Source organism: Chryseobacterium gleum, assembly GCF_900636535.1.
GTDB lineage: Bacteria > Bacteroidota > Bacteroidia > Flavobacteriales > Weeksellaceae > Chryseobacterium > Chryseobacterium gleum.
On sequence record NZ_LR134289.1, the window covers coordinates 3,858,376 to 3,872,152 of the forward strand.

Annotated in this window: 8 protein-coding genes; all 8 read right to left on the reverse strand. The window is 38.9% G+C overall.

Annotated elements, in window-relative coordinates; genetic code table 11:
* Window positions 1-111 precede the first annotated feature (111 nt).
* Window positions 112-2,370, reverse strand: coding sequence for a T9SS type B sorting domain-containing protein (locus tag EL165_RS17545; protein WP_002982797.1), 2,259 nt, complete (start codon window positions 2,368-2,370; stop codon window positions 112-114).
* A gap of 157 nt (window positions 2,371-2,527) precedes the next feature.
* On the reverse strand, window positions 2,528-4,786 hold the full coding sequence (locus tag EL165_RS17550; RefSeq protein WP_002982800.1) for a T9SS type B sorting domain-containing protein: 2,259 nt from the start codon (window positions 4,784-4,786) through the stop codon (window positions 2,528-2,530).
* 164 nt (window positions 4,787-4,950) lie between these two features.
* On the reverse strand, window positions 4,951-5,427 hold the full coding sequence (rnhA, locus tag EL165_RS17555; RefSeq protein WP_002982803.1) for a ribonuclease HI: 477 nt from the start codon (window positions 5,425-5,427) through the stop codon (window positions 4,951-4,953).
* A 66-nt stretch (window positions 5,428-5,493) separates the two neighbouring features.
* Entirely contained in the window at window positions 5,494-7,080 is a 1,587-nt protein-coding gene (dnaB, locus tag EL165_RS17560) for a replicative DNA helicase (protein ID WP_002982805.1), read from the reverse strand.
* Window positions 7,081-7,234: 154 nt separating this feature from the next.
* Complete coding sequence (locus EL165_RS17565; protein ID WP_041461972.1) at window positions 7,235-9,382, reverse strand: T9SS type B sorting domain-containing protein; 2,148 nt, start codon at window positions 9,380-9,382, stop codon at window positions 7,235-7,237.
* A 99-nt stretch (window positions 9,383-9,481) separates the two neighbouring features.
* On the reverse strand, window positions 9,482-11,536 hold the full coding sequence (locus EL165_RS17570; protein WP_232529135.1) for a T9SS type B sorting domain-containing protein: 2,055 nt from the start codon (window positions 11,534-11,536) through the stop codon (window positions 9,482-9,484).
* A 68-nt stretch (window positions 11,537-11,604) separates the two neighbouring features.
* Window positions 11,605-12,192, reverse strand: a complete 588-nt coding sequence (locus EL165_RS17575; protein ID WP_126358670.1) for a hypothetical protein — start codon at window positions 12,190-12,192, stop codon at window positions 11,605-11,607.
* 325 nt (window positions 12,193-12,517) lie between these two features.
* Window positions 12,518-13,753, reverse strand: coding sequence for an MFS transporter (locus EL165_RS17580; protein ID WP_002982818.1), 1,236 nt, complete (start codon window positions 13,751-13,753; stop codon window positions 12,518-12,520).
* Window positions 13,754-13,777 lie beyond the last annotated feature (24 nt).

A 13,777-nucleotide genomic window follows, 5' to 3' on the forward strand; every position in this document is an offset into this window, starting at 1 on the left:
TAAGAATTGAATATGAATAAAGGGTCTTTAAAATGAAATATCTCCTTGTTGTTAATACAAAAAATCACCCCGGCCAGCGGAGTGATTCTTTTGATGTGTTGGAAAGTGTAATTATTCTCTGTTCTTGACAACAATCCAGCCTGAGAATTTTATCGGAGTACTGTTTTTATTATTTTCATTCCATGAAATAGAATACCAGTAATTTCCTGTAGGAACTTTTTTGCTTCCGTTAGTGGTTCCTGTCCATTTGTAACCATTGGTTTTATCTGCCTGGAACATTTTGTAGCCATATCGGTCGAAAATTGCTATTTCCAGATTCTGTTTATTGGCAAGCGCTGAATAATCAATAAAATCATTCTTGCCGTCATCATTTGGCGTAATTACATTGATCAGATTAGGTACTGTGATATTGACTTCAACAGGGACGCAGTTATACCCATCTCTTACATATACTTTTGCTTCTCCTCTTGCAATATTGGTAAAGACATTGGAATCCTGCCAGTTGATATTATCCATTGAATACTGGTACGGAGGAGTTCCGCCATTGGCGTATACTGTTACAGTGCTTCCTGCAATATCAATCGTGGTAATAACCGGATTGTCGGAAGGATATACCGTTACTTTTTGCGTTGCAATACAATCGCCTGTTTTAAGTTTTACCCAATAAGTGCCAACTCCTACATTCTTTATAGATTGGGTAGTCGCTCCTGTGCTCCATTCGTAGCTTTTGAAACCTGCTCCGGCATCTAAAGTGGTTGTATTTTCTATACAAATTGTTTTGTCAAGTAAAGTTCTTGAGTAAACAGGTGGTATTACGGTTAATGTAACTTTAGCAATAGAGTAGCAACCGTTTGCACTGAACACTTTAATATAAGCCACTCCATTAGGAGCAATGTATGCTGCCGGAGTAGATATTGCATTAGTTCCACTGATAGCATCAGTTAATGAAGGATAATATTCCTTTGTAAGTCCACCCTGTGAAACGACGGCTCCTACCAGATTAAAGGAGGCCATAGACGGATTGCTTTCAATAAAGCAGGATTTGATTTCAATATCATTGACAACCACAACAGGGTAAATATTCAATGTAATTTTAGCTATACTCACACAACCCTGAGGAGTGGTTACTTTTACATATATTGTTGCTGCTGCAGATGCGTAAGCAGAAGGATTGGTAATCTGGTTGGTTCCATTATTAAGATCATATAAAGTAGGATAGAATTCTTTGGTAACTCCTGCAACATTAGTTACGGCAGCTGTATTAAGATCGAAGGTTGCTGTCCCGGCATTGTTATTATTACACCCGGTAAGACTGGCATCAGTTGCTGCAAATGGAGTAGGGTTTAGCTGGATAACTCCATCACCGTTATCACAAAGAGTAGAAGTAGGGTCTTTGATGACTACTTTAATTGTAGTATTTCCTGAATACTGAAAGCTTGCAGGATTGGCAATAGGAGTGGAACTTCCCAGTAAATAATAAGTAAAAATATAGTTACCGGGATTATTTACAAATTGAGAATTATAAGAAGTAAGATCTACAACTCCATTTCCGGTAGCTGGATTGGTACATACGAACGGTGTTACGGTGTTGCTTAAGATAGGAACTTTATCCACAAAAACTTTAACATTTTTAATGGAATGTCTTGCACTGGCGCCTCCCGTTGCTGCAGAGAAACCGAAATATCCCTGTGACATTCCCACAGCGCCTCCGGAAGGAGCAAAAGACTGATCTACAATAAGAGCACCATTTATCCTTACTTTGATAATCCAGTTGGTAGGATTGCTAAGGTCTGTTTCTCCGTTTACTTCAACATGTCTGTAAGTATCTCCTACAAATGGATTGGTAGCAATAAGATCCGGTGAATGAAAAGTACTTCCCGGAGTTGTGTTGTATTCGATATTATTACCTGCTGTATTATTGGTGCCGTAAAGAATATGAACTTTACTCATCTGCCCTTCAGTTGTATTGTTGAAGATATCAAAACCAACCATCAGTCCTGAGGCATTGGCCGGAATACCCAATCCTCCTCCTGAGACGAATCCTGTTGGCGGATTTGCAAGGTACCAGAAAGTAAAGCCGTCTCCTCTTCCAAACTGTGCGGTTCCGTTCCCATCAATTCTGAAATCGAATTCCACTTTCCATTTATCACAGTAGCTCAGGGTGATTGGAGTGGATAGTTTTATAGCCCCGTATCTGCTGGTCTGATCACTCGTAAGTCTTACAAAGTCTCCGCTTACCACAGCGTCAGAGACCAGATCCCAGCCAGTTGTATTTACAGGGTTTCCTGTTAATTGATAGGTTTGTGAAAATAATCTTCCCGGAAGACAGAGTAAGATAGCCAAAAATAAAATGAGTATATCTTTTTTCATAGTGGATGGATTATGATGTTATTTGTTCTTGGTTATAAATTGTTTCTTTTATGTTTATATTAATTACGAACGTAATGTATGGTTTCAATTTCGGATAGAATAAAGTCTCCTTTAATACCGAAACTACCCCAAAGGAGGTAGTTTCAGATAGTAAATTTTATTCTCTGTTTTTTACCAATACCCAGCCTGAGTATTTGGTTTCAGTATTGTCTTTGTTGTTTTCATTCCATGAGATGGTGTACCAGTAAGTCCCTGTGAGGACTTTTTTACCGGAAGCAGTTCCGTCCCATGTGAAGTTTCTCATTTTTCCAGCCTCATAAAGTTTGTTGCCATATCTGTCATAAACAATGAACAGCAGGTTTTTCTTGTAGGCAAGTGCTGAGTAGTCAATAAAGTCATTTACATTATCGCCGTTTGGCGTGATGGCATTGATAAGGTTAGGTACTGTAATCTGAACTTCAACAGGTGTACAGTCATAAACATCTTTTACATAAACTCTTACCTCTCCTCTTGCAAGGCCTGTGAATATATTGCTGGTCTGCCAGTTAACTCCATCTACAGAAAACTGATAAGGAGGGGTTCCGCCCGCTACATTTACAGTGATTGTGTTGTTGTCAATATTGATGCTGGAAATCACAGGGTTTGCAGATGCTTTTACATTGACAATCTGTGTAGTAATACAGTTGCCGGTTTTAAGTTTTACCCAATAAGGCCCCACGCCTACATCCTTAATAGATGAGGTTGTTTCTCCGGTGCTCCATTCATAACCATCGAATCCGGGACCTGCATCCAGATCTGTTTTTTCGCCAATACAAATGATTTTGTCTTTCAGAACAGAGGACGTTACAGGAGGTAATACGATAAGGTTGATTTTAGCAATATTAAAGCATCCGTTGGCATCTGTTACTTTTGCATACACGGCTGTACTTGTTGATAAATACTGAAGAGGATTCATGATCTCATTGGTTCCGTCTAAAGCATTTGCTATTGAAGTATAATATTTTTTTGCGGCTCCTGTTCCCAAAGTGGTAACATCTGCAGTAGTCAGATTAAAAATAGCACTGGTAATATTATTTTCAATGAAACATGATCTAAGGGTAGCCTCTTTCACAGGGGTGTCAGGGTAAAATGCCAGTGTGATTTTTGCTGTGCCTGTACATCCCTGAGGCGTCGTTACTTTTACATAAACAACTCCCGGTGCAGATATATAATTGGTTGGATTTTGAATCTCATTACTATCAGCATTGAGGTCGGCCAGCGTTTTATAATATTTTTTAATGACGCCGGGAACATCCGTAACATTCGCGGTATTCAGGTTGAATGTAGCGGTTCCGGCTTTGTTGTTATTACATGCTGTAATCGTTTTGTCTTCAGCTTTGAAAGGGGCAAGAACCAGTAATATTTTCCCATCCGGGTTATCACAGAGCAGTCCTGCGTTATCTTTAACAACAACGGTAACAGTGGTGTTGGCATTAAACTGATAATTGGCTGGGTTTGCGATAGGCGTTGAGCTTCCAAAAGGATAGTAAGTGAATGTATAATTGGAAGGATTGCTGACAAACTGCGAATTGAAAGAAGTCAGGTTTACGGAGCCATATCCTGTAGTGGGATTGGGGCAGAACGACTGGGTTGCTGAATTCTGTAAAATAGGAACTTTATCCGTATAAATTTTTACATTTTTAATGGAATGTCTTGATCTTGCACCTCCTGTAGATGCTGAAAATCCAAAATATCCTACTGTCATTGCAGCAGCCGTTCCGGAAGGGGCAAAAGACTGATTGCATATTACATTACCATCTATTGTTATTTTTATAATCCAGCTGGTTGGAGCAGCAGGATCTACCTGTGCCGTTACTTCAACGTGCTTAAAGGTAGTTCCCTGAAAAGGCTGTGTCGTATTTAAATCCGGTGAGTGAAAGGAGCTTCCGGGAACATTGAAGAATTCAACGTTATTGGTATCTGTTGTATTTTGAACCTGCCCGTAAGCTACATGTACCTTACTCATAGTAGCTGTAGTGGTATTGTTATAAGTGTCCAGCCCTACGATAAGGCCAACTGCATTCTGAGAAACTCCAAGACCGGAACCTAATACGCTGGCAACAGGCGGATTGGCAAGATACCAGAAGGCGATTCCATCTCCGTTGGAGGTTTGGTTGGAGTCCATTCTGAAGTCAAATTCCACTCTCCATTTGTCGCAATATTTTAGATTGATAGGGTCATTCAGCCTGATGGAGCCGGATTGGTTGTTGGTATCCGGAGTAAGCTGAATAAAATCTGTGTTTACCACGGTGGGAGAAACCATTGTCCAACCGGTCGTTGTTACAGGGTTTCCCACAAGCTGATAAGTCTGGGCAAAGGACTTCCCGGCTATACAGAGTAAAAAAACAGATAAATACAATAATAGATTTTTATTCATTTATAATGGGACTTATTTAATATGTAAAGATATTAAATCCCAATCAATTAATATGTATTTAATGTTAATTTTGCTAAAATTTTAATAATTTTTTAAAAATTTATCGCTTATTATGATATAATGGTGAATATTCTAGTAGTGATTACGTATTTGTACTAATTAAGCTAGAATAAGGAATTATTGTCAAGATTCTCAAAATAAGTATCAATTTCGAGGTCGGAAGAATTGGCAGCCGCAACCGCTAATTTATCACAAAGTTCGTTCTCAAAGTGCCCGGCGTGACCTTTTATCCAATGCATTTTAGGATTGTGTTTATTGTAAAGCTCAACGAATTTTTTCCAGAGATCCGGGTTTTTTACATTTTTCCATCCTCTTTTGATCCAACCTGCAATCCAGTTTTGATTGATCGCATCAGATACGTATTTGCTGTCTGTATAAATATGGATCTCATTTTCTGTTGACTTCAGTTTTTCCAATGCTGTGATGACAGCCAGAAGTTCCATTCTGTTATTGGTAGTTTTCCTGAAACCCCTGGAAAAAGTTTTCTGGTAATTTTTTTCCGGAACACGCATGAGGATTCCGTATCCGCCTTTCCCCGGATTTCCGCTGCAAGCGCCATCGGTATAAATTTCGATTCTCAAATCTGCTTTTTAAAAATGATTTATTGACAGTACATTAAACTGATCTGGTTTGAATTTCAATCTTCCTTAAAACGGAAAATCATCATCATCGTCGAAATCATTCATTGATGATCCCGAAAGTTTTGAGCTGTCCGGAAGGTCAAATGCGGCTCCTGGCTGAATTGTTGTTTTGATCCTGTCAAATCCGCTTGGCTCCCCGAAATTGGAAGGATATCCTCCTCCGGCTCCGCCATCAAACGCTGCTTCTATATCACCGAATTTTGCAAAATGTTTTAAGAATGATAATCTGACATCTGCAGTAGCACCATTTCTGTGTTTTGCAATAATAAGTTCAGCCTGGTTTTCAGTAGATGTTTCCTGTCCTTCTTCATCATTATCCCAAACAGAAATTTTATAATATTCCGGTCTGAAGATGAAAGATACAATATCCGCATCCTGCTCAATCGCTCCGGATTCCCTCAGGTCTGAGAGCTGAGGTCTTTTTCCGGGACGGGCTTCCACGCTTCTTGAAAGCTGGGAAAGAGCAATTACGGGTACATTAAGTTCTTTCGCAATCGCCTTTAATGAACGTGAAATCATGGAGATTTCCTGCTCACGGTTTCCGACTCCTTTACCGCCACCGCCAGCAGTCATCAGCTGAAGGTAGTCGACCATGATAAGTCTCACGCCGTGCTGCATTACCAGTCTTCGGCATTTTGCACGGAAGTCGAATATTGAAAGGGAAGGGGTTTCGTCAATATATAAAGGAGCATTCTCCAGTTCAGATACATTGGAGAACAGTCTTTGCCATTCTTCATCATCCAGTGTTCCTTTTCTTAATTTCTCAGAAGAAATTCTTGTTTCCGAAGCAATCATTCTGGTGATAAGCTGTACAGACGCCATCTCGAGGGAGAACAGTGCCATAGGAATTTTGTGACCCACTGCAATATTTCTTGCCATGGAAAGAAGGAATGCGGTTTTACCCATCGCCGGACGGGCGGCAATAATAATGAGGTCAGAGTTCTGCCATCCACCGGTTTCCTTATCCACATCTCTGAATCCTGATGGAACTCCTGAAAGTCCCTGTTTATCTTTTAAAGATTTAATGGTATCGATAGCCTGCTTTACCAATGAATTGGCAGTGTCGAATCCCTTCTTAATTGTTCCGTTGGTGATTTCGAAGAAAGACTGCTCTGCTTTGTCCAGAAGTTCAAAAACATCTGTTGATTCTTTGTAGGAAGAATCAATAACATTGGCAGAAACGTTGATAAGGCTTCTTAAAATATATTTTTCAAGAATAACGCGTACATGGTATTCAATATGAGCAGATGAGCTTACTCCCATTGTAAGATCAATGATGTAGTGATCTCCACCTGCCTGGCTTAGTTTGTCTTCTTTTTTTAGATCCTGAATAATCGTCATTAAGTCTACCGGATGGTTGCCTTCATAAAGTTTCAGGATAGTAGAAAAGATGACCTGATGTCTCGGGTCATAAAATACCTCCGGGGTAAGGAGGTCAATGGAATGATCAAGACCTTTTTTGTCAATCAAAAAAGTTCCGATAACAAGTCTTTCAAAGTCCACTGCATTGGGAGGCATTTTTCCATCCGCAATAGACAATTCTTTTGCAAAGTTTCCGTGTGTCAGGGATGATAATGTTTCTTTCTGCGCCATGATGCAAAGATAGTTTATTTAAAAAATAATTAAAAAATAGTATTCAACAAATTATTAGCAGTCTTTCGGAAAATGCTGTAAACAGGAGGTTGAATCTGTTGATAAAAAAATCACCTCAAACCGAGGTGATTTTATAAAATAGTTTTAACGGAGTTTATTCTCTGTTTTTTACCAATACCCATCCTGAATATTTGGTTTCGGTATTGTTTTTATTATTTTCATTCCATGAGATCGTGTACCAGTAAGTTCCGGTTGGAATTTTCTTACCGAAGGCTGTTCCGTCCCAGGTAAAGTTTCTCATTTTATTGGCTTCGTGAAGCTTGTTTCCATATCTGTCATACACGATGAAGATAAGGTTCTTCTTGTATGCTAATGCAGAGTAGTCGATAACATCATTTACATTATCTCCGTTCGGAGTGATAGCGTTAATAAGGTTAGGAACCGTTACAGTCACCTGAATAGGAGTACAGTTGTAAGTATCCTTTACATATATTGTGTTCTCACCTCTTGGAAGTCCTGTAAATATATTGGAATCCTGCCATGTAACGCCATCTACAGAATACTTGTAAGGAGGAACGCCTCCCGTAGCTGTTACAGTGATGTTGTTGTTGGTAATTTCTATTCCTGAAATCACCGGCTGAAGGCTTGGGTGCACACGTACTTCCTGAAGTGTGAAACATTTCCCGGTCTGAAGTTTTACCCAATAAGCACCAACTCCCACGTTGCTGATAGATTGTGTAGTTTCACCTGTGCTCCATTCGTAGCTTACAAATCCAGGTCCTGCATCCAGAGTGGTTTTGGCTTCTGCACAAATTGTTTTGTCTTTTAGTACGGCTGATTTTACCGGAGGCAATACCACCAGTTCTATCTTGGCAATTGAATAACATTGTTTGTCATTGTCTACTCTTGCATATACCGTTTTGCTTTCTGAAAGATAATTTAATGCTCCTACAATAGGATTTGCCTGAGCTTTGGCATCGGCTATCGAGGTATAATATTTAATAATAGTTCCTGTAGGAGTTGGAACGGCTACCCCGATATCAGCTTTGGAAAGATCAAATGTTGAACGGGTAACATCATTTTCAATATAGCAGTTCTGAAGTACAGCATCTTTTAATACAACTGTTGGATAGAATAGCAATCTGATCGTAGTAGTTGCAATACATCCGAAGTTAGAAACAATTTTTGCATATATAGTAGTTTCAGCAGAAACGTAGTTGGCAGGATCAGTAATTTCATTGATGTCTGCATTCATATCGGCAACCGAAGTATAATACTTAATTGTTGCTCCAGAGCCTCCGAATATATTGGCTGTTGTTAAATTGTATTTTGCGGTACCGGCTCCATTGTTGTTACAGGAATATAAAGTGGCTGAATTAGCTGTAATACCGACATTGACAAACTTGAACTTCCCGGTAATGAAGCACCCGTTGATTGGGTTATTCGGATTGCTTGGATCATGGTATACAATTCGGTAATAGTAAGTTGTTGTTCCGTCTACAGTAGTTACTGTAAGAGGGTTGGCGCCTGTAAGGGCGTCATTGGTAGTTTTGTGATAAGTAACGGAGAAGTTAGAGCTGTTACCGTTAATAATAGATGCTGTCAGTGTTGTAAAATCAAACTGAGTTGGTAATGAACAAACCATCACCTGGCTTGGATCATTAGGATTAGTTCCCGGAATTCCCGGAGTAATAAATGGGTGAGGTGAAAGTACAGGATCGTTAAATGCTGAACTTAAGCTGGCAGTACCTGTCCATTCTAAAGAAAAACCATTAACGGATCTACTGAAGTTGTCAATAACCAGATAGTAAGTCTGACCTACCAGTACATTCATATAAGGACTCCATTTTCCATTATTCATACTCGCTGTGGTACCAGGAGGATTGGTTGGGAATACTGCTGGTGGAGCAAGAGCAAGATCCAGTCCTGTGTCTCCCGGAGTACCGCTATAGTTACATCTTATTGGCTGTATGAAAACATGATTTGCGTCCTGTAAAGAAGCACAGCCGTTTGTAGTTGGACCATAGACAGCGAAATCGTAATCATCACTCTGGTCGTTAGGTTTTATTGTAAACGCTAGGGTGCCTGGTGTAGATACAGTGAAGGTATACCAAACAGTAAATCTTTCATTGGTGCTGAGGCAGCCTCCGTTTTGATTAAGAATTTCTATGATGCTCCCCGGGCCTGACGGGGTATAAGAAATGTCAGAGTTACCACAGATAGGGATTGCTGTGACACAGTCTGACTGTGAGTAGGCCATTTGAGTTATCAATAAAATAAAAAGAAGTAATATTTTTTTCATTGTTAAAACTATTTTTGTTAAACAAGTTAGAAAATCAATAAATTTTTTATCACTATTTGTAAAAGAAAAAGCCGCCAAAGCGGCTTTTTTATGTAAAGATTATTCTCTGTTTTTTACCACAATCCAACCTGAAAACTTGAAAGGAGTGTTCTTTTTATCATTCTCATTCCAAGTTACAGAATACCAGTATGTACCTGTTGGAATTTTCTTCCCTGCAATAGTTCCGTCCCATTTGTAACCGTTTGATTTATCTCCCTGGTGGATTTTTGTTCCGTATCTGTCAAATATACTCAAAATAAGATTTTGTTTATCTGCCATAGCAGAATAATCTACAACATCATTCACACCATCACCATTTGGAGTAATCATATTGATAAGGTTTGGAACAACTACTGTAACTTCAATAGGATCACAGTCATAAGCATCTTTTACATATACTTTATAAGTGCCTCTGGCAACATTTGTGAAAATATTTGAGTTCTGCCATGTGATTTTATCCATTGAATACTGATAATCCGGTGTTCCTCCTATAACGTTTATTGTAAGAGTTGTATTGGAAACATCAACACCGTTTACTACAGGTTGTTCAGAAGGATATACAGTGACTTTCTGTGTTGCGATACAATCTCCTGTTTTCAGTTTTACCCAGTAGACTCCTACCCCTACATTTTTGATTGACTGGGTAGTTGCTCCAGTGCTCCACTCGTAACCGTTGAATCCTGGTCCTGCATCAAGAGTTGTAGTGTCCTCCATACAGATGATCTTGTCTTTCAGAACACTTGATGTCACAGGAGGGATTACTGTTAAAGTGATTTTTGCAACGGTATAGCATCCTCTTGTGTCTGATACTCTCACATACACAAATCCGTTCGGCGCTATATAATTATTAAATCCTAAAATTTCGTTTGTTGCATCTATAGCATCTGTCAGTGATGGGAAATATTTCTTGGTTGTAGTTCCCGTAGGGCTTGTCACCGGTGCATTTGCAAGATTGAATAGAGCAGTAGCCGGGTTGGATTCTATAAAACAGGATCTTAATGAAGCATCTGTTGCTGTAACCAAAGGATAGAATTTAAGAGTAATTTCTGCAGATGCAGTACATCCAAATTCGTTGATTGCTTTTACAAAAACTGAACCTTCTGCCGAAACAAACATGTAAGGATTGGTGATCTCATTGGTTCCGTTATTAAGATCATACATAGAAGGATAATACTTTAATATATGATTAGGAGCAGCTCCTACAGTTGCTGTAGATAGATCATACATTGCCGTCCCTGAATTGTTGTTGCTGCAAGAAGTCAGTGTTGCGGGATTAAGCGTAAAAGATTTATCAAGGAATTTTATCTGTCCATATTCTCTACACTGGTTTAAGAAGCTGGTTGGGCTGTTTGGATCAACATAGCTGATTGCATAAGTATAAGTGGTCGCTACATTAATGTTCGTAGGTGTAGTAATTGCGTTTGTATCGTCTAATGCATCTGTTGCAGAAGCATAATACTTTACTATAAAATTAGGGTTAGCATTTAAGATTTGTGAGGAAAGTGTAGAAAAATCATAGCTTACAATTTTTCCACATACCGGGATCTCGCCGTTTTGCGTAGGACCAGGCTGTAAAAACGGATTAGGTTGATAAACGTGCGCTGAATTATGGTCAAACGGTGTAAGGAGCTTAGCTGTCCCCCCGAAAGTTAAGTTAAATGGAGCAATTTGTGTCGAATAATTATTTAAAAGAAGATGGTATACTTGTCCGGGAAGTACGTCGATATATTTTACATAACCATCGCCACCAGCTCCTTCAGTTGTGTCTGTGGAGGTCATATTAAGACCGGTAGGATTGATGATGGTTGAGTTAACGCCAGCGTAAGAACATCTCAATGGAGTAGCTGTTGTATTCGCACAGTTATGATTGGGGCCATACAGGGCAAAATCATAGTCAATACCCACAGCATTAGGACCCGTTGGAGTTACTAAAAAAGTAAGTGTTCCGGCTGTTTCTATGCTGAAAGTAAGCCATATGGAATTACTCTCTCCGTTAGGACCAAGACAGCCCACCTGACCTTCTTTCACATTTCCCCAGCCATTAGGTGTAAGAGAAATGGCGGCATCGCTGCATATCGGTATGGCAGTAGCACAGTCCTGCTGTGCAAAAGCCACTTGAGCTATAAAAAATAGAAAAACGAGTAGATATTTTTCATGTTGATCATTTTAATTTTGTCTTCAGATTATTGGAAAGGTATCAGCTGCTTTCCCCATGTTGGAGATTTACTGTCTGAAGAGCTTGGGTTGGAAAATTCGTTTAAAGCTTTACGGTATAAAATGTCGGCATTAGATTTATCACCTGATTTTTCTTTGATTTTTGCCTGAAGAACGGTCAGCCTCGGGTTATTGACAGCGTTGGCTTCAGCTTTTGCTATACTTTGAGAGATAACATTCTGGTCCGGCTGGCTGCTTTGAGAATTGTCTATCTGCATTTTCTGAACATACAGTAAGCCTAGTAATATGTTGATCTCAGCATTGTCTCTTTGTGCAGTCCATACTCCTGTGGCTATTTTTCTTGCTAAAGCATTGTCGTCCATAAGACTTGCTCCGGATGATTTCTTTAGCAAGGTTTCGTTTTTAAGGTATAAAGCAACGGCTGCGTAATAATTGGACGGCCATGTTTCTGACGTTTTTGCTCCGGAAAATTTATTGAAAAGATTGTCGTAATCATTGGCTGTTTTGGAAGCGTTGAGCTGCAATACAGCTTGGTTTAACGCTTTGTCAGAGAAAATCTGGGCTTCTGCCCAATAATTTACAATGAGAAAGCTCATAATTAGTAAAAGTTTAGTCATAGGGGGATAGTTTATGAGGCAAATATAAAAAATTATTAACGTTAAATTAAAGATTTTGAGATATATTTAATGAAAGTAATGTATTGGTTTTAAATGTGGTATTTTATTCTTGGGTTTAAATTATGCGGACATCGTAAAGATATGAGCGGTTTTTATAAATTTTTGAGATTTAATTCTTTTATTAATTTAAAAAAAATGGCTATAAAATAAAAATCAGAATAGAAAACGTTCTATTCTGATTTTAAGTATTTCGAATTCCGGTTTTTGATATATCGGTATTTTAAAACAATTGATAAACAATAAATTAATATTGCATTTTTCTCAGTTTAGGATTGGTGCTCCCTACCACCAATGCAACCAGGACAGTCATACATCCTCCGAATACAACAGAGCGTACAACCCCCAGTAGTTTAGCCATAAGCCCGCTTTCAAACTGTCCCATTTCATTGCTGGACATGATGAAAATTGAATTCACACTCAGAACACGGCCTCTTATATGATCGGGAGTTTTAAGCTGCACAATGGTACCGCGGATAACGACGGATATCCCATCCAGCATTCCGCTCATTACCAAAAACATAAAAGACAGCCAGTATATTTTGGACAGGCCAAATCCAATGATACAAAGCCCGAATCCGGTAACAACAGCAAGTAGAATTTTTCCTTGATTTTTTCGAAGCGGAACAATAGATAAAATAGTAATGATACACATAGAGCCAATATCAGAGGCTGCATTCAGCAATCCGAAGCCTTCCGCTCCTGACTTTAAAATATCCGTAGCAAATACAGGGATCATAGCCACTGCACCACCAAAAAGTACAGCAAACATATCAAGGCATAACGCTCCCAGGATTTCTTTAGTTTTAAAGATATAAGAAATTCCTTCACGCATACTTTCCACAACATTTACCGTTTCTTTTTTGTATTCTGAATGCTGTTTATGAAGCTGCCAGAAAAATAATGAAGCAACAAATATCAATGATAAAATAACAACCAGGGTCCATTTTACACCGATAAATCCAATAAGGACACCTCCAATAGCGTGCCCGCAAACAGAAGATATAAGGAATGTAGCCTGGTTCAGAGTTACAGCATTGGGAAGATTTTCCTTCTTTACAATTTTAGGAATCATGGAAGGAACAATAGGCCCGATAAAAGCTCTTGCAATCCCTGTAAAAAAGATAACTCCATAAATAAAATAAGTAATCTGATGGCCGGTAAAATGCATTTCTACATTAAAAAACGCAGGAATCAGCAGAAGTCCGATCAGAAAAATATAAGCATAATTACAAATGAGGAGCAGCCTCTTTTTCTCATTCATATCAATAACATGTCCTGCATACAGCGCACAGCTTACGGCAGGAATTACTTCTGAAAGACCGATAAGGCCAATTGAAAAAGGATCTTTTGTTAACTGATATACCCACCATCCCAATAAAGTGGCAAGCATTCTGAAGGCTAAAACAATAAAAAATCTCCCGGTGAGAAGATTTCTGAACTCAACATTTTGTAATGTTTGTAACGGGGTAAAGGAAATCATGAACAAAAATAGCCCTAAAAATTT

Excerpts from the sequence above, each read along its gene's own strand:
- EL165_RS17550 (WP_002982800.1), bottom strand. The coding sequence starts at position 4,786 with ATGAATAAAAATCTATTATTGTATTTATCTGTTTTTTTACTCTGTATA.
- dnaB (WP_002982805.1), bottom strand. The coding sequence starts at position 7,080 with ATGGCGCAGAAAGAAACATTATCATCCCTGACACACGGAAACTTTGCA.
- EL165_RS17575 (WP_126358670.1), bottom strand. The coding sequence starts at position 12,192 with ATGAGCTTTCTCATTGTAAATTATTGGGCAGAAGCCCAGATTTTCTCT.
- EL165_RS17580 (WP_002982818.1), bottom strand. The coding sequence starts at position 13,753 with ATGATTTCCTTTACCCCGTTACAAACATTACAAAATGTTGAGTTCAGA.
- EL165_RS17545 (WP_002982797.1), bottom strand. The coding sequence starts at position 2,370 with ATGAAAAAAGATATACTCATTTTATTTTTGGCTATCTTACTCTGTCTT.
- EL165_RS17565 (WP_041461972.1), bottom strand. The coding sequence starts at position 9,382 with ATGAAAAAAATATTACTTCTTTTTATTTTATTGATAACTCAAATGGCC.